21 protein-coding genes and 1 pseudogene are annotated in these 25,309 nt (G+C 61.5%); 13 read left to right on the top strand and 9 right to left on the bottom strand.

Features of this window, described 5'->3' with window-relative positions; all coding sequences use genetic code 11:
• Positions 1-6: 6 nt before the first annotated feature.
• From murD to lpxC, 9 genes are all read left to right on the top strand, one after another.
• Positions 7-1,353: a UDP-N-acetylmuramoyl-L-alanine--D-glutamate ligase gene (gene murD / locus ACP7BX_RS04910; RefSeq protein ID WP_426128208.1), complete on the top strand. Its 1,347-nt coding sequence runs from the start codon at positions 7-9 to the stop codon at positions 1,351-1,353.
• Positions 1,350-2,573, top strand: a complete 1,224-nt coding sequence (gene ftsW / locus ACP7BX_RS04905) for a putative lipid II flippase FtsW (protein ID WP_016974959.1) — start codon at positions 1,350-1,352, stop codon at positions 2,571-2,573. The genes murD and ftsW overlap by 4 nt, the downstream gene beginning before the upstream one ends.
• Positions 2,563-3,633 carry an undecaprenyldiphospho-muramoylpentapeptide beta-N-acetylglucosaminyltransferase gene (gene murG, locus ACP7BX_RS04900; RefSeq protein ID WP_133074626.1) on the top strand — a complete coding sequence of 357 codons (1,071 nt, stop codon included), beginning with the start codon at positions 2,563-2,565 and terminating at the stop codon, positions 3,631-3,633. Before ftsW ends, murG begins: the two co-directional genes overlap by 11 nt.
• Positions 3,626-5,071, top strand: a complete 1,446-nt coding sequence (gene murC / locus ACP7BX_RS04895) for a UDP-N-acetylmuramate--L-alanine ligase (RefSeq protein WP_426128211.1) — start codon at positions 3,626-3,628, stop codon at positions 5,069-5,071. The genes murG and murC overlap by 8 nt, the downstream gene beginning before the upstream one ends.
• The gene (locus tag ACP7BX_RS04890) at positions 5,068-6,024 is read left to right on the top strand and encodes a D-alanine--D-alanine ligase (RefSeq protein WP_133074624.1); all 957 of its coding nucleotides are present in this window, start codon (positions 5,068-5,070) and stop codon (positions 6,022-6,024) included. Before murC ends, ACP7BX_RS04890 begins: the two co-directional genes overlap by 4 nt.
• A gap of 4 nt (positions 6,025-6,028) precedes the next feature.
• Positions 6,029-6,898, top strand: a complete 870-nt coding sequence (locus tag ACP7BX_RS04885) for a cell division protein FtsQ/DivIB (protein ID WP_016974963.1) — start codon at positions 6,029-6,031, stop codon at positions 6,896-6,898.
• Positions 6,899-6,913: 15 nt separating this feature from the next.
• A complete protein-coding gene (gene ftsA / locus ACP7BX_RS04880; RefSeq protein WP_010213031.1) occupies positions 6,914-8,176 on the top strand; it encodes a cell division protein FtsA in 1,263 nt (420 codons plus the stop codon).
• Between the two features lie 65 nt (positions 8,177-8,241).
• Positions 8,242-9,447 carry a cell division protein FtsZ gene (gene ftsZ / locus ACP7BX_RS04875; RefSeq protein ID WP_016974964.1) on the top strand — a complete coding sequence of 402 codons (1,206 nt, stop codon included), beginning with the start codon at positions 8,242-8,244 and terminating at the stop codon, positions 9,445-9,447.
• Positions 9,448-9,559: 112 nt separating this feature from the next.
• Complete coding sequence (lpxC, locus tag ACP7BX_RS04870; RefSeq protein ID WP_003171886.1) at positions 9,560-10,471, top strand: UDP-3-O-acyl-N-acetylglucosamine deacetylase; 912 nt, start codon at positions 9,560-9,562, stop codon at positions 10,469-10,471.
• 52 nt (positions 10,472-10,523) lie between these two features.
• Here lpxC and ACP7BX_RS04865 read toward each other — a convergent pair whose 3' ends face one another.
• From ACP7BX_RS04865 to ACP7BX_RS04840, 6 genes are all read right to left on the bottom strand, one after another.
• Positions 10,524-12,020, bottom strand: a complete 1,497-nt coding sequence (locus ACP7BX_RS04865) for a sensor domain-containing diguanylate cyclase (RefSeq protein WP_061435358.1) — start codon at positions 12,018-12,020, stop codon at positions 10,524-10,526.
• Positions 12,021-12,106: 86 nt separating this feature from the next.
• Positions 12,107-13,429 (bottom strand): OprD family porin, encoded by a 1,323-nt coding sequence (locus ACP7BX_RS04860; protein WP_426128214.1) that lies wholly within the window; start codon positions 13,427-13,429, stop codon positions 12,107-12,109.
• A gap of 264 nt (positions 13,430-13,693) precedes the next feature.
• On the bottom strand, positions 13,694-15,058 hold the full coding sequence (locus ACP7BX_RS04855; RefSeq protein ID WP_426128216.1) for a heavy metal sensor histidine kinase: 1,365 nt from the start codon (positions 15,056-15,058) through the stop codon (positions 13,694-13,696).
• Positions 15,048-15,725 carry a heavy metal response regulator transcription factor gene (locus ACP7BX_RS04850; RefSeq protein WP_033899495.1) on the bottom strand — a complete coding sequence of 226 codons (678 nt, stop codon included), beginning with the start codon at positions 15,723-15,725 and terminating at the stop codon, positions 15,048-15,050. Before ACP7BX_RS04850 ends, ACP7BX_RS04855 begins: the two co-directional genes overlap by 11 nt.
• 31 nt (positions 15,726-15,756) lie before the next feature.
• Entirely contained in the window at positions 15,757-18,855 is a 3,099-nt protein-coding gene (locus tag ACP7BX_RS04845) for a multidrug efflux RND transporter permease subunit (protein ID WP_033899497.1), read from the bottom strand.
• Positions 18,852-20,021 carry an efflux RND transporter periplasmic adaptor subunit gene (locus tag ACP7BX_RS04840; RefSeq protein WP_269132882.1) on the bottom strand — a complete coding sequence of 390 codons (1,170 nt, stop codon included), beginning with the start codon at positions 20,019-20,021 and terminating at the stop codon, positions 18,852-18,854. Before ACP7BX_RS04840 ends, ACP7BX_RS04845 begins: the two co-directional genes overlap by 4 nt.
• A 214-nt stretch (positions 20,022-20,235) precedes the next feature.
• Here ACP7BX_RS04840 and ACP7BX_RS04835 point away from each other — a divergent pair, with 214 nt between their 5' ends.
• The 4 genes and pseudogenes from ACP7BX_RS04835 (at position 20,236) to ACP7BX_RS04820 (ending at position 23,095) form a co-directional block, all read left to right on the top strand.
• Entirely contained in the window at positions 20,236-20,469 is a 234-nt protein-coding gene (locus tag ACP7BX_RS04835) for a hypothetical protein (RefSeq protein ID WP_033899501.1), read from the top strand.
• A gap of 164 nt (positions 20,470-20,633) precedes the next feature.
• Complete coding sequence (locus tag ACP7BX_RS04830; RefSeq protein ID WP_314528674.1) at positions 20,634-21,404, top strand: transporter substrate-binding domain-containing protein; 771 nt, start codon at positions 20,634-20,636, stop codon at positions 21,402-21,404.
• A 107-nt stretch (positions 21,405-21,511) separates the two neighbouring features.
• Positions 21,512-21,793 (top strand): annotated as a pseudogene (locus ACP7BX_RS04825) (PAS domain-containing protein); the annotation flags it as partial.
• A 234-nt stretch (positions 21,794-22,027) separates the two neighbouring features.
• Complete coding sequence (locus tag ACP7BX_RS04820) at positions 22,028-23,095, top strand: methyl-accepting chemotaxis protein (RefSeq protein WP_426128456.1); 1,068 nt, start codon at positions 22,028-22,030, stop codon at positions 23,093-23,095.
• On the opposite strand, the gene ACP7BX_RS04815 is transcribed toward ACP7BX_RS04820, so the two are convergent.
• From ACP7BX_RS04815 to ACP7BX_RS04805, 3 genes are all read right to left on the bottom strand, one after another.
• Complete coding sequence (locus ACP7BX_RS04815; protein WP_426128219.1) at positions 23,073-23,816, bottom strand: YkgJ family cysteine cluster protein; 744 nt, start codon at positions 23,814-23,816, stop codon at positions 23,073-23,075. The genes ACP7BX_RS04820 and ACP7BX_RS04815 overlap by 23 nt on opposite strands.
• Positions 23,817-23,923: 107 nt before the next feature.
• Positions 23,924-24,406 (bottom strand): GNAT family N-acetyltransferase, encoded by a 483-nt coding sequence (locus ACP7BX_RS04810; RefSeq protein WP_426128221.1) that lies wholly within the window; start codon positions 24,404-24,406, stop codon positions 23,924-23,926.
• Positions 24,403-25,305 (bottom strand): chemotaxis protein CheV, encoded by a 903-nt coding sequence (locus ACP7BX_RS04805; protein ID WP_016974976.1) that lies wholly within the window; start codon positions 25,303-25,305, stop codon positions 24,403-24,405. The genes ACP7BX_RS04810 and ACP7BX_RS04805 overlap by 4 nt, the downstream gene beginning before the upstream one ends.
• Positions 25,306-25,309 lie beyond the last annotated feature (4 nt).

Genomic DNA, 25,309 nt, shown 5'->3' with positions numbered 1-25,309 from the left:
AAACGAGTGTCCCTGATCGCTTCAGACCACTTCCGCATCGTTGTCGGCCTCGGCAAGAGCGGCATGTCCCTGGTTCGCTTCCTGGCGAACCGGGGCAAGCCGTTTGCCGTGGCCGATACGCGGGAAAATCCACCGGAGCTGGTCACGCTGCGCCGTGACTACCCGCACGTGGAAGTGCGTTGTGGCGAGCTGGATGTCGAGTTTCTGTGCCGTGCCGACGAGCTCTACGTGAGCCCCGGCCTGGCCATCGCGACCCCGGCCCTGCAAGCTGCCGCCGCCCGTGGCGTGAAGCTGTCGGGCGATATCGACCTGTTCGCGCGTAACGCGCAGGCGCCGATCGTGGCCATCAGCGGTTCCAACGCAAAAAGCACCGTGACCACCCTGGTCGGCGAGATGGCGGCTGCGGCCGGCAAGCGCGTGGCCGTGGGCGGCAACCTCGGCACGCCGGCGTTGGACCTGCTCAGCGACGACGTCGAGCTGTATGTGATGGAGCTGTCGAGCTTCCAGCTGGAAACCACCCACGACCTCGGTGCCGAAGTGGCGACCGTGTTGAACGTGAGTGAAGACCACATGGATCGCTACAGCGGGCTGCCGGCGTACCACCTGGCCAAGCACCGGATCTTCCGTGGCGCCAAGCAAGTGGTGGTCAATCGTCAGGACGCGTTGAGCCGTCCGCTGATGGGCGAGGGCCTGCCATGCTGGACCTTCGGCCTGAGCAAACCTGATTTCAAAGCCTTCGGTATTCGCGAAGAGAACGGCGAGAAATACCTGGCCTTCGAATTCCAGAACCTGATGCCGGTGCGTGAGCTGAAAATCCGTGGCGCCCATAACCAGTCCAACGCCCTGGCGGCTCTGGCGCTGGGGCATGCCGTGGGCCTGCCGTTCGACGCCATGTTGTCGGCCCTGCGTACATTCGGCGGCCTGGAACATCGCTGCCAGTGGGTGCGCGATCTCGACGGCGTCAGCTATTACAACGACTCCAAGGCCACCAATGTCGGTGCGGCCCTGGCGGCTATCGAAGGCCTTGGCGCCGATATCGACGGCAAGCTGGTGCTGATTGCCGGTGGCGATGGGAAGGGTGCCGACTTCAAGGACCTTAAAGGCCCGGTCGCCGAGCATTGCCGCGCCGTGGTGTTGATGGGCCGCGACTCCGATTTGATCGCCGCCGCCTTGGGTGATGCCGTGCCGCAAGTGCGTGCCACCTCCTTGGACGACGCCATTGCCCAATGCAAAGCCCTGGCCCAGCCGGGCGATGCGGTGCTGCTGTCGCCGGCGTGCGCCAGTTTCGACATGTTCAAGAACTACGAAGAGCGCGGCCAGCTGTTCGCCGCCGCCGTGGAGGCCTTGGCATGAGTATCAACTTCAGAAATATCATCAAGCCGTACCCATCGCCGATCATCACCGGGCGCGGTATCGACCTCGATTTCCCGATGCTCGCCGGTTGCCTGGCGCTGTTGGGCCTGGGCCTGGTGATGATCACCTCGGCTTCGTCCGAAGTGGCCGCCGTGCAGTCGGGCAACACCCTGTACATGATGATCCGTCACCTGGTGTACCTGGTGATCGGTCTTGGCGCGTGCATCGTGACCATGATGATCCCTATCGCCACCTGGCAACGCCTGGGTTGGCTGATGCTGATCGGTGCGTTCGGTTTGCTGATCATGGTGATCCTGCCCGGCATTGGCCGCGAGGTGAACGGTTCGATGCGCTGGATCGGCTTCGGCGCGTTCAACGTGCAGCCGTCGGAAATCGCCAAGGTGTTCGTGGTGATCTACCTCGCCGGTTACCTGGTACGTCGCCAGAAAGAAGTGCGCGAAAGCTGGATGGGCTTTTTCAAGCCCTTCATCGTGCTGCTGCCGATGGCCGGCCTGTTGCTGATGGAGCCCGACTTCGGCGCCACCGTCGTAATGATGGGCGCAGCGGCGGCGATGCTGTTCCTCGGCGGCGTGGGCCTGTTCCGCTTTACCTTGATGGTGGTGCTGGCCGTGGCGGCCGTGACCATCCTGGTCCAGGCGCAACCCTACCGGATGGCGCGTCTGATCACCTTTACCGACCCCTGGTCCGACCAGTTCGGTTCCGGCTACCAGTTGACCCAGGCGCTGATCGCCTTCGGTCGCGGCGAATGGCTGGGCGTGGGCCTGGGCAACAGCGTGCAGAAGCAGTTCTACCTGCCGGAAGCGCACACCGACTTCGTGTTCTCGGTACTTGCCGAAGAGCTGGGCGTGGTCGGCTCGCTGTGCACCGTCGCGTTGTTCGTGTTCGTGTGTGTACGCGGCATGTACATCGGCTTGTGGGCCGAAAAGGCCAAACAGTATTTCGCTGCTTATGTGGCGTACGGCTTGTCGTTCCTGTGGATCGGCCAGTTCCTGATCAACATCGGGGTGAACGTCGGCCTGCTGCCGACCAAGGGCCTGACCTTGCCGTTCCTCAGCTACGGCGGCAGTTCGTTGGTGATCTGCTGCGCGTGCCTGGGCTTGTTGCTGCGCATCGAGTGGGAGAGTCGAACCCACCTGGGCAGCGAAGAGATGGAATTCAGCGAAAGCGATTTTGCCGAGGAGCCGACCCATGGGCGCTAACGTGCTGATCATGGCGGGCGGCACCGGGGGCCATGTGTTCCCGGCCTTGGCCTGTGCGCGGGAATTCCAGAACCGTGGCTACACCGTGCACTGGTTGGGTACCCCGCGTGGCATCGAAAACGAATTGGTGCCGAATGCCGGCTTGCCGCTGCACTTGATCAACGTCACGGGCCTGCGTGGCAAGGGCAAGTTGTCCCTGCTCAAGGCGCCGTTCGTGTTGCTCAAAGCGGTGTGGCAGGCGCGCAAAGTCATTCGTGAACTGAAGCCGGTGTGTGTGCTCGGTTTTGGTGGGTATGTGACCGGTCCTGGTGGTGTTGCCGCCAAGCTCGCCGGTGTGCCGGTGATCGTGCACGAGCAGAACGCCGTCGCCGGTACCGCCAACCGTCTGCTGGTGCCGTTGGCTGCGCGGGTGTGTGAAGCATTTCCGAAAACCTTTGGTGCCTCGGACAAGCTGCGCACCACCGGCAACCCGGTGCGTACCGAACTGTTTATGGACATCGCCCGTGAAGCACTGCAAGGGCGCAAGCCGCACCTGCTGGTCATGGGCGGCAGCCTGGGCTCCGAGCCTTTGAACAAACTGCTGCCGGAAGCCCTGGCGCAACTCCCTGTGGAATTGCGCCCGGAAGTCTTCCATCAGGCTGGCAAAGATCACGGTGAAGTCACCGCCACGCGTTATCGCGAAGCCGGTGTTGAGGCGAACGTACAGCCCTTCATCAAAGACATGGCCCACGCCTATGGCTGGGCCGACCTGGTGGTCTGCCGCTCCGGTGCGCTGACTGTCAGTGAACTGGCTGCCGCCGGTCTGCCGTCCTTGCTGGTGCCTTTGCCCCACGCGATCGACGATCACCAGACCCGCAACGCCGAATATTTGGCCGGGGAGGGCGCTGCCTTCCTGCTGCCGCAAAGAACGACTGGCGCCGCCGATTTGGCCGCACGCCTGACTGAGGTTTTGATGCAACCGGAACGACTCAATAGCATGGCGAGCACCGCAAGCCGCCTGGCCAAACCTGACGCAACCCGCACCGTGGTCGATATCTGCCTGGAGGTGGCCCATGGTTGAGAATCAGAAAGCCATGCCACAACCGGAAATGCGCCGCATCCGTCGTATCCACTTCGTTGGTATCGGTGGCGTGGGCATGTGCGGCATCGCTGAAGTGTTGCTGAACCTGGGCTACCAGGTGTCCGGCTCCGACTTGAAAGAGTCGCCGGTCACCGATCGCCTGAAAAGCTTTGGCGCACAGATCTTCATCGGCCACCGTGCGGAGAACGCCTCCGAGGCTGACGTGCTGGTGGTATCCAGCGCCGTGAACACCTCCAACCCGGAAGTGGCCACCGCCCTGGAGCGTCGCATTCCCGTGGTGCCGCGCGCCGAGATGCTGGCCGAGCTGATGCGTTATCGCCACGGCATCGCCGTCGCCGGTACCCACGGCAAAACCACCACCACCAGCCTGATCGCCTCGGTGTTCGCGGCCGGTGGCCTGGACCCGACGTTCGTCATCGGTGGCCGCCTGAATGCAGCCGGCACCAATGCACAACTGGGCACCAGCCGTTACCTGATCGCCGAAGCCGATGAAAGCGACGCGAGCTTCCTGCACCTGCAACCACTGGTCGCCGTCGTCACCAATATCGACGAAGACCACATGGCCACCTACGACGGCGACTTCAACAAGCTGAAGAAAACCTTCGTCGAGTTCCTGCACAACCTGCCGTTCTACGGCCTGGCCGTGGTCTGCCTGGACGATCCGGTGGTGCGCGAAATCCTGCCACTGGTCAAACGTCCGACCGTGACCTACGGCTTCAGCGAAGACGCCGACGTGCGCGCCATCAATGTGCGCCAGGAAGGCATGCAAACCTTCTTCACCGTGCTGCGTCCCGACCGCGAGCCGCTGGATGTGTCGGTGAACATGCCGGGCAACCACAACGTACTCAATTCCCTGGCGACTATCTGCATCGCCACCGACGAGGGCGTCAGCGATGAAGCCATCGTCGAAGGCCTGTCGCGCTTTGCCGGCGTGGGCCGTCGCTTCCAGGTCTACGGCCAGTTGCCGGTAGAAGGCGGTGACGTGATGCTGGTGGACGACTACGGTCACCACCCGACCGAAGTCGCTGCCGTGATCAAGGCCGTGCGCGGTGGCTGGCCGGAGCGCCGCCTGGTGATGGTGTACCAGCCGCACCGCTATAGCCGTACCCGCGACCTGTACGACGATTTCGTCAATGTATTGGCCGATGCCAACGTGCTGCTGTTGATGGAGGTGTACCCGGCCGGTGAAGAACCGATTCCGGGCGCTGATAGCCGCAAGCTGTGCAACAGCATTCGTCAGCGTGGCCAGTTGGACCCGATCTACATCGAGCGTGGTGTGGACCTGGCGCCGATCGTCAAGCCGCTGCTGCGTGCGGGTGATATTTTGCTGTGCCAGGGCGCCGGTGACATCGGTGGTCTTGCGCCTAAGTTGCTGGCAAGCCCGCTGTTTGCTGCTGCGAAGGGGAAGTCGAAATGACCAACGACTACGGCTCCCTGTTTTCCACAATCGCACCCGCTGACTTCGGCCGCGTTGCGGTGTTGTTCGGCGGCAAAAGCGCTGAGCGCGAAGTGTCGCTCAAGTCGGGCAACGCTGTGCTCGAAGCCCTGCAAAGCGCCGGCGTGAATGCCTTCGGCATCGACGTGGGCGATGATTTCCTCGCTCGCCTGCTGGCCGAGAAGATCGACCGCGCCTTCATCATCCTCCACGGTCGTGGCGGTGAAGATGGCAGCATGCAAGGCCTGCTGGAGTGCGCTGGCATCCCTTACACCGGCAGCGGCATCCTCGCTTCTGCGCTGGCGATGGACAAGTTGCGCACCAAGCAGGTGTGGCACAGCCTGGGCATTCCCACCCCGCGTCACAGTGTTCTGTGCAGCGAAGACGATTGTATTTCTGCAGCCAAGGAACTGGGCCTGCCTTTGATCGTCAAACCTGCCCATGAAGGCTCCAGTATCGGCATGGCTAAAGTGAACTCGGCCGCCGAATTGATCGACGCATGGAAAGCGGCAAGTACCTACGATTCGCAAGTGTTGGTGGAACAGTGGATCCAGGGTCCCGAGTACACCATCGCCACCCTGCGTGGCCAGGTATTGCCGCCTATCGCATTGGGCACGCCCCACACCTTTTACGACTACGACGCCAAGTACCTGGCTTCCGATACCCAGTACCGGATCCCGTGCGGCCTTGACGCAAGCAAAGAACAGGAATTGATGGACCTCACGGCGAAAGCCTGTGAGGCGCTGGGTATCGCCGGTTGGGCGCGGGCAGACGTGATGCAGGATGACCAAGGGAATTTCTGGTTCCTGGAAGTCAACACCGCACCGGGCATGACCGACCACAGCCTGGTTCCCATGGCAGCCCGTGCGGCCGGTCTGGACTTCCAGCAGTTGGTGCTGGCGATCCTGGCCGACAGCATTGAGCCAAGAGGCTAAGGACATGAAAGGCGCATCGCTTCGTCATCAGCCCCCACAAGCACCGAGCCGCAAGCCGGTGCCACGGGGTGCCAGCCGAATGGTGGCTAAAGAGCCGATGTCGGCGCGCCTGCCGAAAGCCAACTTTGGTTTCCTCAAGGCGCTGTTCTGGCCGGTGTTGCTGGTGGTGCTGGGTTTCGGAACCTACGAAGGCGCGCAGCGTCTGTTGCCGTATGCCGACCGGCCGATCACCAAGATCAGCGTGCAGGGCGACTTGAGCTACATCAGCCAGCAAGCGGTGCAGCAGCGCATCGGGCCGTACCTGGCGGCGAGCTTCTTTACCATCGACCTGGCCGGTATGCGCGCCGAGTTGGAGCAAATGCCGTGGATCGCCCACGCCGAAGTCCGCCGCGTATGGCCGGACCAGGTGACGATCCGCCTGGAAGAACAACTGCCCGTGGCCCGTTGGGGCGACGAAGCGCTGTTGAACAACCAGGGCCAGGCGTTCACCCCGCGTGAGCTGGCCAACTATGAGCACCTGCCGCAGCTGTTCGGGCCGCAGCGGGCGCAGCAACAAGTGATGCAGCAGTACCAGGCCTTGAGCCAGATGCTGCGTCCCATGGGCTTCTCCATTGCACGCCTGGAACTGCGTGAACGGGGTAGCTGGTTTTTGACGACCGGGGCAGGCAGTTCCGGCCCGGGCATCCAGTTGTTGCTGGGACGCGACCGCTTGGTGGAAAAGATGCGCCGCTTCATTGCCATCTATGACAAGACCTTGAAAGAACAGATTACGAACATTGCGAGCGTCGACCTGCGTTACGCCAACGGCCTGGCCGTCGGCTGGCGTGAACCGGCAGCGCCCACGGCAGCGCAACCCGCTGTCGCGAAGAATTAAGAAGAGGCAGGACCCATGGCAAACGTGCAAAGCGGCAAAATGATCGTCGGTCTCGACATCGGCACCTCCAAAGTGGTGGCGCTGGTGGGCGAGGTCGGGGAAGACGGCGTTATCGAAATCGTCGGTATTGGTACGCATCCGTCCCGGGGCCTGAAGAAGGGCGTGGTGGTGAACATCGAGTCCACCGTGCAATCGATCCAGCGCGCCATCGAAGAAGCGCAGCTGATGGCCGGTTGCCGGATCCACTCGGCGTTCGTTGGCGTGGCGGGCAACCATATCCGCAGCCTGAACTCCCACGGCATCGTGGCGATCCGCGACCGCGAAGTCAGCTCCGCCGACCTTGAACGCGTGCTCGACGCCGCCCAGGCCGTGGCGATCCCGGCTGACCAGCGCGTGCTGCACACGTTGCCGCAGGATTACGTGATCGACAACCAGGAAGGCGTTCGCGAGCCCCTGGGCATGTCGGGCGTACGTCTGGAAGCCAAGGTCCACGTGGTGACCTGCGCCGTCAACGCCGCACAGAACATTGAAAAATGCGTGCGCCGCTGCGGCCTGGAAATCGACGACATCATTCTTGAGCAGTTGGCCTCGGCCTATTCGGTACTGACTGACGACGAAAAAGAACTGGGCGTATGCTTGGTTGACATCGGCGGCGGCACCACTGACATCGCGATCTTCACCGAGGGTGCGATCCGTCACACCGCCGTGATCCCGATTGCCGGTGACCAGGTGACCAACGACATCGCCATGGCGCTGCGTACACCGACCCAGTACGCCGAAGAAATCAAGATTCGCTACGCCTGCGCCCTGGCCAAACTGGCCGGTGCCGGCGAGACCATCAAGGTGCCGAGCGTGGGCGACCGTCCACCGCGCGAACTGTCGCGCCAGGCCCTGGCCGAAGTGGTCGAGCCGCGCTACGACGAACTGTTCACCCTGATCCAGGCTGAACTGCGCCGCAGCGGCTACGAAGATCTGATCCCGGCCGGCATCGTGCTGACCGGTGGCACCTCGAAGATGGAAGGCGCGGTCGAACTGGCCGAGGAAATCTTCCACATGCCCGTCCGCCTGGGCGTGCCCCATGGCGTCAAAGGCCTGGGCGACGTGGTGCGCAACCCGATTTACTCCACCGGTGTGGGCTTGCTGTTGTACGGGCTGCAAAAGCAGACCGACGGCATTTCCCTGTCGGGCCCGAGCAATCGTGACAGCTACCGCAGTGACGACGAGGCGAAAGCGCCGTTGTTCGAGCGGTTGCAGGCATGGGTCAAAGGCAATTTTTAAAGATTTACCGCGACACCGTTGTAAGCAGTAGGCGAAAAAACTAGAGAAATGAAAGGAGAGGGAACATGTTCGAACTCGTAGACAACATCCCCGCAAGCCCGGTTATCAAAGTAATCGGTGTCGGCGGTGGCGGCGGCAACGCTGTCAACCACATGGTCAAGAGCAACATTGAAGGCGTTGAATTCATCTGCGCCAACACTGATGCCCAGGCGCTGAAAAGCATCGGCGCGCGGACCATCCTGCAATTGGGCACAGCCGTGACCAAGGGCCTCGGCGCTGGCGCCAATCCGGAAGTCGGCCGTCAAGCCGCCCTGGAAGACCGCGAGCGTATTGCCGAAGTGCTGCAAGGCACCAACATGGTGTTCATCACCACCGGCATGGGCGGCGGTACCGGTACTGGTGCTGCGCCGATCATCGCCGAAGTGGCCAAGGAAATGGGCATTCTGACGGTCGCTGTCGTGACCCGTCCGTTCCCGTTCGAAGGTCGCAAGCGCATGCAGATCGCCGACGAAGGTATCCGTCTGCTGTCTGAAAGCGTCGACTCGTTGATCACCATCCCCAACGAGAAGCTGCTGACCATCCTGGGCAAGGACGCCAGCCTGCTGTCCGCGTTCGCCAAGGCTGACGATGTACTGGCCGGTGCCGTTCGCGGTATCTCCGACATCATCAAGCGCCCAGGCATGATCAACGTCGACTTTGCCGACGTACGCACCGTGATGAGCGAAATGGGCATGGCGATGATGGGCACTGGCTGCGCCAGCGGTCCGAATCGTGCACGTGAAGCCACTGAAGCGGCGATCCGCAACCCGTTGCTGGAAGACGTGAACCTGCAAGGTGCACGCGGCATCCTGGTGAACATCACCGCCGGTCCTGACCTGTCCCTGGGTGAGTACTCCGACGTGGGTAGCATCATCGAAGCCTTCGCTTCCGAGCACGCGATGGTCAAAGTCGGCACCGTGATCGATCCGGACATGCGCGACGAGCTGCATGTGACCGTGGTTGCGACCGGCCTGGGTGCAAAAATCGAGAAGCCTGTGAAGGTGATCGACAACACCCTGCACAACGCCCAAGCCAGCCACGCGAGCCAAGCGGCTGCCGCTCCAGCGCCTTCGCGCCAGGAACTGCCGTCGGTGAACTACCGTGACCTGGACCGTCCGACCGTGATGCGCAACCAGGCTCAAGCCGGTGCTGCGGCGTCCCGTAGCCCGAATCCGCAAGATGATCTGGACTACTTGGACATCCCGGCATTCCTGCGTCGTCAGGCCGATTAATGGAATGTATCAGGGCTATGAAGGTGATTGGTGTTCAGCAAAGGTCTGGTCTGCTATTATCGCCAGCCTTTGTTGATACCAGTTCGCAATTTGCGCTCAAGCGGTCCAAGCCATGATTAAACAACGCACCCTGAAGAATATTATCCGTGCCACAGGTGTAGGTCTGCACTCCGGGGAGAAGGTATACCTGACCCTCAAGCCCGCACCTGTCGACACCGGCATCGTGTTTGTTCGTGCCGACCTGGACCCTGTGGTGCAGATTCCTGCTCGCGCGGAAAACGTTGGCGAAACCACGATGTCGACCACATTGGTCAACGGTGACGTCAAAGTGGACACGGTGGAGCACTTGCTCTCGGCCATGGCTGGCCTGGGCATCGATAACGCCTACGTCGAGCTCTCCGCGTCCGAAGTCCCGATCATGGATGGCAGCGCTGGACCCTTCGTATTCTTGATTCAATCTGCCGGCCTGGAAGAACAGGACGCAGCCAAGAAGTTCATTCGCATTCTGCGGGAAGTGACAGTAGAAGACGGCGACAAGCGCGCCACCTTCGTCCCGTTCGAAGGCTTTAAAGTGAGCTTTGAGATCGATTTCGATCACCCGGTATTCCGTGACCGCACCCAAAGTGCAAGCGTGGATTTTTCCAGCACTTCGTTCGTAAAAGAAGTCAGCCGCGCCCGTACCTTTGGTTTCATGAGTGACATCGAGTACCTGCGCAAGCACAACCTCGCACTCGGCGGCAGCGTTGAAAACGCCATTGTGGTCGACGCGGATGGTGTACTGAACGAAGACGGCCTTCGCTACGAAGACGAATTCGTGAAGCACAAGATCCTCGATGCAATCGGTGACCTCTACCTGCTGGGCAATAGCCTGATAGGCGAGTTCAAAGGCTTCAAGTCGGGCCACGCCCTTAACAACCAGCTGCTGCGCAAGTTGATTGAGCAGACAGACGCTTGGGAAGTCGTGACCTTCGAAGATGCCAGCACCGCACCGATCTCTTACATGCGTCCCGTTGCGGCGGTGTAAGTAACAACTCTCTTTCTTTAGTTTTGAAAGGCTGCCTTCGGGTGGCCTTTTTTTATGCCTGGTTATTCGCATCCACAATACGGTTACGCCCGGTGTGCTTGGCTTCGTAGAGCGCCTGATCCGCACTCAGCAACAACGCCTCCAGCGACTGACGGCTGCGCTTGTCCCAAGTGCTCATGCCAATGCTCACCGTAATCGGCTGTTCATCTCCTCCCACCCTCGGCAAGTGCTCGATACCGCTGCGGATATGCTCGGCAATCACCCAGGCGCCCTTGGCATCGGTCACCGGCAGCACCACCGCAAACTCTTCGCCGCCATAGCGCGCGGCCAGGTCGGCCGGGCGGCGGATATTGGTACCGATCACCTGAGCGACAGTGCGTAATGCTTCATCGCCGCCGTGATGGCCGTGGCGGTCGTTGAACGCCTTGAAGTGGTCCACATCGATCATCAGCACCGTCAGCGGCTCGGTCGAACGTTGCGCGCGATCCCATTCCAGGCGCAGGCGTTCGTCCAGGATACGGCGGTTGGCCAGGCCGGTGAGGGCGTCGGTGGCTGCCAGTTCTGACAGCACGCGTTCGGTGCGATAACGGCGGCGCAATTCCCGGCGCAGCATCCAGGTCAGCCAGAGCAAGCCGACACAGAGGATGCCGGTGGCACTGCTGACCAGCAGCGCGGCGCGTTGCCAGGGCGCGAATACGTCATCGGCGGAGAGCGCCACCACCACAATCAGCGGCAACTCACCGACGTTGCTGAACGTATACAGGCGTTCCTGGCCGGAAAGGGCGGAGATCGCCCGGAAACTCCCTTCGCCCTCGCGCAGCATGCGTTTGAAGTTGGGGCGATCGCTCAGGTCTTTGTCGATCATGTCGCGTTCCAGCAACGGCTGCTGGGCCAGGAGGATGCCGTGGGTATTGAGCAAATTGACAGAGCTGCCATTGCCGATGGCCAGGCGGTTGAACAGTTGATCGAAATACGCCAAGCGCATGGTCGCCACGGCCACACCGGCAAACTCACCGTTGGGGCCGGAAACCCGGCGGCTAAATGCAATGCGCCACACCTGGTCGCAGGCACAGTGGATCTTGAATGGGCGACTGATGAACAACCCGGCCTGGGATGTACGTTGATGGGCCTGGAAGTAATCGCGATTGGCAAAGTTGCGCGGCGTCGGCCACAGCGTCGAAGAGTCGGCAATCACCGCACCGTTGGCGTCCAGTAACAGCACTTCACCTTTGAAGGGGGCCGCTGTGGATTGATCAAACTGCACCAGATGCCGGATGTCCGGCGAAACCTGACTCAAGTCCTGCCGCGTAGTGGCAGCGATAAGCCCTTGCAGCGCCAAGTCGTAGAGTTCGACGTTGCGCAGCACATCGGCATTGATCAGTTGGGTGATGTTGCTGGTGGCGCGCTTGGCGGCCTGCAAGGTGCTGGCATGTTCGCGGATCAGCAGCGCCGCGACGATCACCACAATCAGGACGACAGTGAGGCCACTGCCCAGCATCAGAAACAGCTCCGGGCGTGCCGGCAGGGTGCGAGAACTGGATTGACTCATCGGGCAGACTTCAGCGGTGAGGATGCTGGCAGTTTAGTTCTACCCGATGAAAATTAAATACTTGGTTAAAAAGAAAGATCTGTCCGTCAGAACACGTTGATCGGGTAATCGACGATCACCCGGTATTCATCCACGTCGCGATCCACCGCCGAGTAGCCGTTACTGCCGCGATTGGTCGCCCATTGCAGGCGCACGGCCAAGTCCTTGGCCTTGCCGCCCTGTACCACGTACTTGAGGTCGATGTCCCGTTCCCAGTGCTTGGCATCTTTGCCATCGGCGCTGTACCAGGCGCTGTAGCCACGGCTTTGCGGGTCGACCTTGGTCAGGTCGGTCTTACCGCTGATGTAGGACACGGCCGAGGTCAAGCCGGGCATGCCGAGGCCGGCGAAGTCGTAGGCGTACTTCAGCTTCCACGAGCGTTCGTTGGGGCCGTTGAAATCGGAATACTGCTGGGAATTATCCAGGTAGATGCTGTCGCCCTGGGCAATGTAGTCGAACGGCGTGTTGCCGTTGACTCGCTGGTAGGTGGCTGTGACGCTGTGGTTTCCCACGCCGACGGTGAAGTGCAGGCTGTAGGTGTTGTTGTCGATATCCCCCAGCAGTGACTGGCCGGTGTCTTGGGTGTGATAGTAGTGCAGGCCTGGGTTGAGGCTGATCAGGTCATTCAGCGCGTAGGTGTAGTCCAGGTCGTAGTAGTACTGGTTCCACACGTCCTTGAGTTCGGAGGCATAGAGGTTGCTGGTCAGCCCTTCAATGCCGCTGAACGATACACCGGCCCAGTTCATGTGCTGGCTATCGGTGTTGTTCGGCAGAGCGCCGTAGCTGGTGCCGATGCGGCGATGGCCGCTCTGGTTGTAGAGCTTGGTGAAACTGGCCTGGCCGCCTTCGAACATCCAGCCATCGAGGCTGTGGTTGGTCAGGCTCACACCGCGAAAGGTCTGCGGCAGCATACGGGTCATGCCGCCGGCGATCACTGGGTTGTTGAGGAACAGGTCGCCGGCTTTCAACTCGGTATCGAACGCACGCATTTTCAAGGTGCCGCCGGCCGTCGAGAACGAGCCGGGCGCCTTGCCGTTGCCACTGCCGTACGGAAGGATGCTGGAACCATCGGTGCCGCCACCGCCGTCCAGTTTGAGACCGAGCATGGCGTGGGCGTCCAGGCCGAAACCGACGGTGCCTTGGGTGTAGCCGGATTCGAAGGTGCCGAGAAAACCCTGGCCCCATTCCTTGCTGTCATCGGTGTGAATGTCGCGACGGTCGCGGTTCATGTAGTAGTTGCGGGTGTTGATGGTGAGGTGGGCGCCTTCGACAAAACCGTCGGCGGGGGTGGTGTCTGCCGCGTGGGCAAGCGGGGCAATCGTTGCTGCAATTGCGAGGAATAACGGGGTGAACGTCAGCGAGTTCTTCACCGGTGGAGCTCCTTTGGTCAATCGAAAACGGCCAATGTCGTTGGGTGTGCCTGGCCTTTTTTACGGCAAAAAAAAGCCGCTGAAGTCAGCGGCTTTAAGACAGATTCCCAGTGTAGAGCCCTGGAAAAAAGTCGAGGGAAATTCGGGTAAGCGGAGACTGCCTTTGCCGTCGCGCTCATCGATGCGTCAAATTAACGCAGGCGAGCGGTACGATACAGAGTGTAACAAGATAATGACTGTTGCCCAAATCGCAACAGTCATAGGTTAGACCGGCAGGGTGATGCCAAACGTATTCCCGCCGCCGTCGCTGCGCACGAACACATCACCGCCGTGCATCAAGGCAATCGCCTTGACGATGGCCAGTCCCAGGCCGTGATTGGCCCCGCTGTTGCTGCGCGACGCGTCCACCCGATAGAACCGTTCGAACAGGCGTGGCAGATGCTCGCTGGCAATCGCGTCACCGGGGTTGGTCACGCCGATGGCCACCTGGTGTTCCTGCACCTCGATGTTCACAACGATGACCTGTCCGGGCGCGGTGTGTTGTACCGCATTGCTCAGCAGGTTGATCAGCGCACGGCGAAGGTGGGCTTTTTCGATCTGCACCATGGCATCGCCGCGTACCTGCACCTCGACCTGGGCGTCTTCGAGGATGAAGTCCAGGTAATCGAGGGTGGTGGCCACTTCATCGGCCAGGGAGCTTTCGATCAGCTTGGTGGCCTTGCTGCCCTGGTCGGCGCTGGCGAGGAACAACATGTCATTGATGATTGAACGCAGGCGCTCCAGTTCTTCGAGGTTGGATTGCAGCACTTCGAAGTAATGCTCGGCCGAACGCCCGCGGGTCAGGGCCACCTGGGTCTGGCCGATCAGGTTGGTCAGCGGCGAGCGCAGTTCATGGGCCACGTCGGCGTTGAACGACTCCAGGCGCGAATAGGCCTGCTCGACGCGATCCAGGGTGGAGTTGAACGAGTTGACGAACTGGCTCAGTTCCGGCGGCAACGGCGACAGCTGCAGACGACCGGAGAGCTTGGGGGGGGCGAGTTTCTGCGCCTCATCCGAGAGCTTGCCCAACGGCTTGAGGCCGATGCGCGCGACCCAGAAACCCAATAGCGAAGCGAGTACCACGCCGACCAATGCGAGGCTGACCAACGCGACCAACAGATGGTGCTGGGTGGCCCGGAAATTCTCGGTATCGATGGCGATCATGAAACGCAGCGGCGGGCGCTGATCCTTGGCCGGGAACTGGCTCACCAGCACCTTGAACGGGTATTTGCGCCCCGGCAAGCGCAAGTCGCGCTTGCCCGTCGGCCCCTCGGCAAAGGCGCGGATCTGCGCGTCGGGGTTGCCATACTCGTAGTTCGGATCGCTGCTCACTACCCAGAAGCGGATGCGTTTGTCTTCCTCGCCCAGCAACTTGAGCTTGGCTTGCATCTTCACCCAATGGTCCGGCGTGCCGAAGCGGTTGACCGAAGACTCCAACACGCTATAGCGCGCATCCAACTCGGCGCCCGGCAACAAACCCAGGCTGCGGTCCACCTGCTGATACAGCGCGCCGCCGATCAACAGGAAGATCAACGCCGCTACCAGCGTGAACATGCTGCTGAGGCGCAGGGCGATGGAGTTAGCCGACACTACGACTCTCCAGCACATACCCCATGCCCCGGATGGTGTGCAGCAGTTTGGTGTCAAACGGCCCGTCGAGCTTGGCGCGCAGGCGCTTGATCGCCACTTCCACGACGTTGGCGTCGCTGTCGAAATTGATGTCCCAGACCATTTCCGCAATCGCGGTCTTGGACAGGATTTCGCCTTGGCGCCGCGCCAATACGCTGAGCAGCGAGAACTCCTTGGCAGTCAGGTCCAGGCGCAGGCCGTTGCGGCTGGCCTTGCGGCTGATCAGGTCGATCCACAGGTCCGCGACGGTCACCTGCACTGGTTCATGCCCACCGCTGCGGCGGGTCAGGGCTTGCAGGCGGGCCACCAGTTCCAGGAAGGAAAACGGCTTGCCCAGGTAGTCGTCGGCGCCTTCGCGCAGGCCACGGATGCGGTCTTCCACACGCTCGCGGGCAGTCAGCATGATCACCGGTGTCTGCTTGCGCGCACGCAGCGCTCGCAACACGCCAAAGCCATCGAGGCCGGGCAGCATCACGTCGAGCACGATTACCGCATAGTCGTTTTCCAGCGCCAGATGCAAGCCTTCGACGCCTTCGCGCGCCACGTCGACGGTGTAGCCTTGCTCTGTCAGGCCGCGATGCAGGTAATCCGCGGTTTTTTCTTCATCTTCAATAATCAGGACGCGCATGAGCCTTCTGCTCCAGGCCGGGGCCTCAGCCTCATTGTGTGGCCGCCAACGCGGGCGTTGGTTTGGGCTTGTGGAAAAACTTCTCAAGGTACAAGTATATGACCGGCGTGGTGAACAGCGTCAGCGCCTGGCTCACCAGCAGGCCGCCGACCACCGAGATACCCAGCGGCTGGCGCAGTTCCGCACCGGCGCCATAGCCGAGCATCAGGGGCAGGGCGCCGAGCAACGCGGCCAATGAGGTCATGATGATCGGCCGGAACCGTGTGATGCAGGCTTCGAAGATCGCATCATGGGGCGACAGCCCCCGTGTGCGCTGGGCATCCAGGGCGAAGTCGATCAGCAGGATACCGTTCTTCTTGACGATACCGATCAACAGCACCAGGCCGATCAGCGCCATGATCGAGAAGTCCTGGCCCAACAGCCACAACATGATCAGGGCGCCCAGGCCGGCCGAGGGCAACGTCGAGATGATCGTCAGCGGGTGCACGAAGCTTTCATACAGCACACCGAGAATGATGTAGACCGCCACCAGCGCCGCAAGGATCAACCAGGGTTGGCTGGCCAGCGAACTCTGGAACGCCTGCGCCGCCCCCTGGAAGTTACCGATGATCGAGGCGGGCATGCCGATTTCGTTTTTCGCCTGGTTGAGCAGGATCACCGCATCGCCCAACGCCACACCGGGCGCCAGGTTGAAGGACAGGTTGGCGGCCGGGAACATGCCGTCGTGGCTGATGGACAACGGCCCGACGGTGGGCGCATCGACACTGGCGACTGCCGACAATGGCACCATTTCGTTGGTGAGCGGCGAGCGCAGGTAGAAGTAATTCAGGCTTTCGGCCTTGCCGCGCTGCTGGGTGTCCAGTTCCAGCACCACCTGGTATTGGTTGATTTCGGTCTGGAACTCATTCACCTGGCGTTGGCCGAAGGCATCGTAGAGCGCCTGGTCGACGTCGGTGGCGGTCAGGCCGAAACGTGCGGCGGCGCGACGGTCGATGGTGATGTGGGTAATGCTGCCGCCCAGTTGCAGGTCGTTGGAGATATCGCGGAACGCGGGTATGGAGCGCAATTTCTCGGTCAGGCGCTGGGTCCAGGTGTTCAGCGTTGCGCCGTCGTTACTCTTGAGTACGTACTGGTATTGGCTACGGCTGGGGCCGGAGCTCAGGTTGATGTCCTGGCCCGCACGCAGGTACAGCACGATGCCCGGCACCTTGGCCAGCTTGGGGCGGATGCGATCGATGAATTGGCTGGCGGAGACATCCCGGTCGCCTCGGGGAACAAGGGAAATCCAGAAGCGACCGTTGGCGATGGTCTGGTTGCTACCGGTCACGCCGACGGAGTGGGAGAACGCGCGCACAGCCGGATCAGCCTTCATGATCTCAGCCAGCGCCTTGTGCTTTTCGACCATGTCCGGGTAAGACACGTCCGCAGCTGCCTCGCTGGTGCCAAGGATGAAACCGGTGTCCTGTACCGGGAAGAATCCCTTGGGGATAAACACATAGCCGGCCACGGCCAGCGCCAGGGTCAGCATGAAAATGCCGGCCATGGTGCGCTGATGGGCCAGGGCGCGGCGCAGGGTTCTTTCGTAGGCTGCCAGCAGCCTTTCACCAAAGCCGGGTTTGTCATGGGGACGATGGCTGGGCGCATTCATGAACAATGCGGCCAGGGTCGGCGCGAGTGTCAGGGACACCACCACGGAAATCAGGATGGTCGAGGTGGCGGTCAAGGCAAACTCCTTGAACAGCCTGCCGACCACGCCGCCCATGAACAGCAGCGGGATGAACGCCGCCACCAGGGACACGCTGATGGACACCACCGTAAAGCCAATTTCGCTGGAGCCCTTGATTGCCGCCTCGCGTTTGTCCAACCCTGTCTCAAGGTGGCGATGAATGTTCTCCACCACCACAATTGCATCGTCCACCACAAACCCCACGGCCACCACGATGGCGACCAGGGTCAGGTTGTTCAGGCTGAAGCCCATCACATACATCAAGGCAAAACTGGCGATCAACGACACACCCAGCACGCTGGACACAATCACGGTTGCCGACCACTGGCGCAGGAAAATCGCCATCACGCCGATCACCAGTAACACGGCGATCAACAGGGTCATTTCCACTTCGTGCAGCGAGGCGCGGATGGTGGTGGTGCGGTCCATCAACACGCTGACCTGCACCGAGGCCGGCAGCATGGCCTCCAGGCGCGGCAGTTCGGCCTGGATGCGCTCCACGGTCTCGACAATGTTGGCGCCAGGCTGGCGGGTGATCACCAGGTTGACGCCGGGTGTATCCACGGCCCAGGCCTGAACGTAGGCGTTTTCTGAACCATCAACCACCTTGGCCACGTCGCGCAGTTGAACAGGGGCGCCGTTCTTGTAGGAAACAATCAGGTCGCCGTATTCATCCGGGTGGAACAGTTGGTCGTTGGTTGCCAGGGTGGACACGCTGTTCTTGCCGTACAACGCACCTTTGGCCAGGTTCAGGCTCGATTGCTGGATCGCCAGGCGGATGTCGGCCAGGGTCAAGCCGATGGCGGCGAGCTTGTCGGGAGACGCCTGCACGCGAATCGCCGGGCGTTGCTGGCCGGTAATGTTGATCTGGCCAACGCCGTCGATCTGGCTGATCTGTCGGGCCAGCAGGGTTTCCACCAGATCACTCAGTTCGGTGCCTGGCATGTCATGGGAGCTGACGCTGACGATCAGCACCGGGCTGTCTGCCGGGTTGACCTTGCGCCAGGTCGGCAGGCTTGGCATGTCGCTCGGCAGTTTGCCGGCGGCGGTGTTGATGGCGGCCTGCACTTCCTGTGCAGCGGTGTCGATGCTCTTATCGAGGGTGAATTGCAGGGTCAGCAGGGTGGAGCCCAAAGCACTGCTGGACGTCATCTGGGTCATGCCGGGGATGGCGCTGAACTGCACCTCCAGCGGGGTCGCAATCGACGATGCCATGGTGTCGGGGCTGGCGCCGGGCAGTTGCGCGGTCACTTGGATCGTCGGGAATTCTGCCTCCGGCAACGGGGCGATGGGCAGCTTGGGAAAGGCAATCAGCCCGAGCAGTACCAGGGCAAAGGTCAGCAAAAGGGTGGCGACCGGACGGTCGATGCACCAGGCGGAAATCGATCCCCGCGATGTCGTCATGGCTGCACCTTGGCGTCAGCGGTCTGGATCGCCTGGGGTGGCTCTTTGAGAATGTCGACCTTGGCGCCGGCCTTGAGCCGCGACTGACCATCGCTGACCAACACATCGCCCACCTGGATGCCCTTGAGGATATTGCGGTCGCTGTCCTGATACACCACTTGCACTGGCACGATGTCGACCTTGTCGCCGTTGACGCGGTACACGAAGTGCGAGTCCAGGCCGCGTTGCACCACGCTGGGCGGGACTGCCAAGGCATTGCGATCGAGGGCGGTCTGGATCTTGATCGTCACCAGTTGGCCCGGCCAGAGTTTCTGCGTGCTGTTGCTGAATTCGGCCTTGGCGCGGATGGTGCCGGTGGTACCGCTGATCTGGTTGTCGATCAGGCTCAAGCGGCCCTGGCCCAGCAGGTCGGAGTTTTCACTTTCGGTATCGGCACCGAGGTAGGCGTCCACGCGTGCTGGATAAGCGGCCGCGATCAGGCCTTGCAGCGTCGGTAGCATCTGCTGCGGCAGGGAGAATTCGATGGCAATCGGGTCGATCTGGGTGACCGAGAACAGCCCCTGAGCATCGCTCATGCGCAGGAAGTTGCCTTCATCCACGCTGCGGATACCGACGCGGCCGGTGACCGGTGAGCGAATCTGCGTGTACGACAGCTGTACCTGGGCCGCGTCGATGGCGGCTTGATTACCTTGTATCGTCGCTTTCAGTTGGTTGACCAGTGCCTGTTGCTGGTCGTATGTCTGCTTGGAAATGCCGTCATCAACGCTCAGTTCCTTGTAGCGCTTGAGGTTGACCACGGCCACTTGCAACTGCGCCTGGCTCTCGCCCAGTTGCGCCTTGGCCTGGTCAAGGCTGGCGCGGATCGAGCGGTCATCGATGGTCGCCAATAGATCGCCAGCCTTGACCAGTTGCCCTTCCTTGACCAGCAATCGCGTGAGGATGCCGTCGATTTGCGGGCGGATGACCACGCTGTGCAACGACAGCACCGAGCCGATGCCCGTGACGTAGCGTGGCAAATCCTGTTCCACCACTTTCATCACGCGGACCGGCACGGCCGTGGAGGCGACCAGCTTGGTCTTGGCGGGCCGGGTCAGCGCCCAGGCCGCCACGGCCAGTAGGATGAGGACTCCCACGATCACTGCAGTTTTTCTTCTAGGAATGTGCATGCGGTAAGGCGCCAGGACGAAGGGAAAGAGATGGGGTGAGTATTTATAGCCTGCGGACCCGGTCAGTAAAGTGACCGCTATCTGACAGCCGCGTCAGTAAAGGCCTGACCACTCGTACGACGCAGGTCAAAGATTTGCGTTGCGCAGGTATACTTCCTACATACGTGGCCCTTAATGTGTGCCCGCATCACTTCCTGCACGCCCCGGAGCTTTCATGACATCCCCGACACAATCCCCTGTTGAAGCGACCGATCTCGTCGATTCGGCCAGCGCCGATGGCGTTGAAAAAGCCGAGATCCCGGCGTTCAAGTTTCCTTTCAAGCCGGGTGAGCTGGAGGGGAGCAAGAATAACGCCCAGCCCTGGTACAAGAACGGCGCCAAGAACGGTCATACCAAGACTCCAGGCATGGCACCGCCGGGCACTCGCCGCTCCATGGGTAAACGTTAAGAATAATTCGCTGAAATGTTTCGCGGACGTTGCCTACGCTGATCGCCGAACTTTCTGCTTGTAGGCCTGCGATCCTTTCTTGAAAGCTTGCACAGTTTCTGTCCAGCCCTGATTTTTTACCCGGCTGGGCAGGAGGGAGCTCTTTCCGGAAAAGGACGTATCCTGTGGCCTTTGTACGCCTGTGTGTAGCGCTTGCCCTGTTACTTGCAGTGGATGCCGTCGCTGGCCTGGATCAACCGCGACGTGAAATCCGTTTCGCCGTCGCCGCGCAATTTCCGCCCTTCCAAAGCCGTAACCCGCAAGGGCAGTTGGTCGGCCTGAATATCGAATTGGGAAATGCCCTTTGCCAGCAATTGAATGTGCGCTGTACCTGGGTCGACCAGGTGCTGGTGGAGAACTTCGCAGACCTTGAAGCCCGCCAATTCGACGCAATCATGGGGATCGCGCCAACCCCGAAGCGGCGGCGCTGGGTGAGTTTCACCGATATCCTCTATCCCTTCACGACACGGCTGGTGGCACGCCGAGACTCAGGGCTGACGCCAACCACAACGTCCCTCAAAGGCAAGCGGGTCGGTGTGCTGCTGGGCAGCAATCGCGAAGCCTTCGTTCGGACTCAGTGGGCCGGAAAAGGGGTGATCATCAAAAGCTTCTGGCTCAACGACGAATTGATCCGCAGCCTGGTGGCAGGCGATATCGATGCAACCTTGCAGGGCACCGTCGAAATGCGCAGCGCGTTGCTCGACACAGCAGCCGGCGAGGATTTCGACTTCATGGGCGCCGCCGTATCCGCCGAGATGTTGGGTGATGGTGTAGCGATTGCGCTGCGCAATACCGACACGGCCTTACGCACGGAGCTCAACCGCGCCCTCGAACAGCTCAAGCACAATGGCGAATACCAACGGATCCTTGCGCCTTATCGATTGGCCCCACAATGATGGCTAATTAATTGCGCGGAACATGAGCTGGATCAGTATTTGCCCTCTCGGTGCGCTTAGAGTCGACGCCCTGCCGACTCCTCCAACAATCACGAGCGCGCTTCTCCATGAAGATCAATCTGCCGGTCACCGGTCGGAATGTGGACGTTGCCCCCGACGCCAACATCCTTTCGACCACCGACCTGACCAGCGCGATGACCTACGCCAACCAGGATTTCATCGACATCAGCGGCTACAGCCGTGACGAGTTGCTGGGCATGCCGCATAACGTGCTGCGCCACCCGGATATGCCACCCGAGGCATTTGCCCATATGTGGCAAACCCTCAAGGGCGGGCGGTCGTGGATGGGCATGGTGAAAAACCGCTGCAAGAACGGCGATCACTATTGGGTCAGCGCCTATGCCACGCCGGTCACCCGCGACGGAACGACGGTGGAGTATCAATCGGTGCGTACCAAGCCGGATGCCCGCAGTATTGCCCTGGCAGAGCGGGCCTACGCACGCTTGCGAGCCGGCAAGCGCCCGGCGTGGCCGGCCATCGGCATGGGCATGAAACTGGTGGCGTGGGTCGCGGTCACCTGTGGTGGGACCTGGGCGCTGGGCCTGGGCTTGGTGGAATATGCGTTGCCTTGGCAATTACTGGCGCTGTTGGTGGGCTGTGCGGTCGGGGCTGTGGGTGTGCAAGTGATCCTGCGGCCCCTGGCCCAGTTGCAAACGCGGGCGCGCCGTATCGCCGACAACCCCTTGAGCCAGGCGATCTACACCGGACGCCGCGACGAGTGCGGGCAGGTCGAGTTTGCCTTGCATATGCTCGAAGCCCAGGTGGGCGCCGTAGTGGGCCGTATCGGCGATGCGTCCCAGCGCCTGTCTGGCCATGCCGCGCAATTGGTGCGGCACCTCGACAGCAGCCACGCCAGTAGCTTGGGGCAGCAAACCCAGACCGACCAAGTGGCGGCGGCGATCCACCAGATGGCCGCCAGTGTGGCCGAAATGGCCAATCATGCGCAGCAGGCGTCCAAGGCTGCCGACCAGGCTGGCAGCGAAACCCGCGAAGGCCATCAGCGCGTGGATCAAAGCCGTGATGCCGTGTTGCGCCTGTCCCAGGAACTGGCGCGGGCGACTGAGGTGATTCACCAGTTGGAAAGCCACAGCGGAGAGATCAGCAGCGTGCTGGAAGTGATCCGCACGATTGCCGAGCAGACCAACCTGCTGGCGCTGAATGCCGCTATCGAGGCTGCACGCGCGGGTGAGCAGGGGCGCGGGTTTGCCGTGGTGGCCGATGAAGTGCGCGGCCTGGCCCAGCGCACCCAGCAATCGACCGATGAAATCCAGCGCATGATCAGCACCCTGCAAGGCGGCGCGCGGGACGCGGTGCAGGCCATGGCGCAAAGCAGTGAGCATGTCGAGGCCAGTGTCGAACAAGCGCAACGGGCCGCCGCCGCGCTGGATGGAATCAGCCAGCGCGTCACGCAAATCACCGCCATGAGCCAGCAGATCGCAACAGCTGTGGAGGAGCAGAGCGCGGTGAGCGAAGACATCAACCGCAATATCGTCGGCATCCGAAACGCCGGGGAGGCCACCGTCAGCGCCGGGCAGCAGAGCCAGCTCAGCTCAAGCGATGTGGCGGCGCTGGCGGAGGATTTGCGTCAGTTGGCGCGAGAGTTCTGGTCTAAGCCGCGCGTAGCGGGATAAACGCATAGTTGGCCGGCACTTCGGTGGCAATCTGCGCCCCGGCATCCAGCACCTGTTCGGCGATATCCATTCCCGACACATGGAACACCCATTCATTGGCCACGGACGGCTGATTCATCGCCAACTCAATCGCCTGGGCGAAGGCGCCCATGTCCGGCAAGTAAGCGGTAAATCCATCACCCTTGAGCGCCGTGGTGCGAATGCCCAGCAAAGCGCACACCGCCTCTTTGGTCTGCACATCGTCGCGGTCGGCCTGGCGCGAGCGGCGGATCAGTTCAGCCAGTTCCTGGTCCATCAGCTCACCGCCGACGATCAGTGCCGGCCCCTGTTCCCAAGATTCCGGCGGGCAATCCTTGGCGGCGGGGTTCAACGGGATATGCGGGTTGATTTCCATCGGGTAGATGCGGCACACCAATGGGCGGCGCTCATAGATGCGGCACCGGTTGTCGTCGTCAAGATTCCGGCAGCGTCCGGCGTTGTAGGCGGCAAAGGTGATTGCCACAAACGCCTCGGTATTGCCGCTGGGCACCACCACCGAACGGCGCTCGGCATGTTCGCGTTGCTGCTGGGGCAGGCCCAGGCCATTGCCTAGGAAACCCTCCACCAGAACGATAACGCTACCGCCGTCCGCCGCCCACATCCGGGCTTCTGCGAGGGTCAGGGGCACGTGGTGGTCGGAGCAGCATTTGCCGCAACCAACGCAGGAAAATTGAGTATTCATGGCGGATCTGTCACCAGGCTAGGTCAGAGGGCACGCAAGAACGGTGACGGGTTTTTACCTCTGTTCACCGATTCGCTCTCTGGAAGCAAGTTACACGCCAGTGCGTGTCAGTCCTGACTGACTAAGTCGCGTAGGACAAATGTCATCCCCGCGCTTTCATACAGCTGGCGAGCACGCCCATTGCTCTCCAGCACCTTGAGGTCCACATAGGGCTCACCGCGTTGCTTGAACACCTGGAAGCTGTGCAGCAACAGGGCACGCCCCAGCCCTTGGCCTTGGGCGCAAGGGTGGATGGAGAGGTTCTTGATAAAGGCACTGGTCCAGCACTGGGCCACGCCGAGAATGCCGTCGTTGTTGCTGACCACCAGGCACAGGGTGGGATCGAACTCGGCATCGGTGGTGAATTGGTGCTGCCAGGTTTCCAGGTTGGGCACGCGACCGCCGCCCTGTTCCTGGGTCAGGCACAACACGGCATGAATCGCTGGCGCCAGGTTGTCGCGGTAGTGGTCCAGCTGCACCCCGGCGGGCCATTGCGGGGCGGGCAGGCTGCCAGCGAGGTCGCGCCGCAGCAGTTGGAAATAATCGCTCACAGGCCTTTTTGCGCCACCGTTTGCGCGGCCACCACCAGGCACTTGGTCAGCTCTGGCGAGGAGAATTTGGTAAGTACTGCGTCGGCGCCGGCCAAGCGGGCTTTTTCGCTGTTCATCGCACTGTCCAGGGAGGTGTGCAGCAGTACATAGAGGTGTTGGAAATCCGGGGTTTCGCGCAGGGTGCGGGTCAGGGCGTAGCCGTCCATTTCCGACATCTCGATGTCCGACACCACCACATTGATCTGCTCGACCGTGCCTTGCAGCTCCAGCAACACATCGATGGCTTCCTTGGCACTGCGCGCGGTGTGGCAGGTGAGGCCGAGGTTACGCAGAGTGTGCACCGATTGCTGCAGGGCGACCTGACTGTCGTCCACCACCAGGATGCGCGCGTTGCCGAGCACTTCGGCTTCTTCCATGGTCAGGTCGGTCGGCGCCGCTTCGATGGGTGCCGGCGCGATGCCGTGGATGACTTTCTCGATATCCAGCACCTGTACCAGGCCACCTTCCACTTGGGTGACCCCGGTGATGAACGCGCGGTTGCCGCCAGAACCATAGGGCGGTGGGCGGATGTCGGTGGTCAGGCAATGCACGATCTTGCTCACCGCCTGCACGTGCAACCCTTGTTTGGAGCGGCTTACGTCGGTGACGATCAGGCAGCCGCCGTCGGGGTCTGCCAGAGGCATTTCGCCGAGGGCGCGGCTCAGGTCGATCACCGCCAGCGAGTTACCGCGCAGGGTGGCGATGCCTTTGACGTGGGGGTGGGACTCCGGCAGCTTGGTCAGCGGCGGGCAGGGAATGATTTCGCTGACTTTCAGCAGGTTGATCGCCATCAGCTTGCCGCTGCGCAAGGTAAAGAGCAGAAGCGAAAGTGAGTCTGCGCGGGCTTTGGTGGTGGACATAAAA

This window comes from Pseudomonas sp. DWP3-1-3b3, assembly GCF_049896305.1.
In the GTDB taxonomy this organism is placed as follows: domain Bacteria; phylum Pseudomonadota; class Gammaproteobacteria; order Pseudomonadales; family Pseudomonadaceae; genus Aquipseudomonas; species Aquipseudomonas azotoformans_A.
This window is presented reverse-complemented; position numbering and strand designations above follow the sequence as displayed.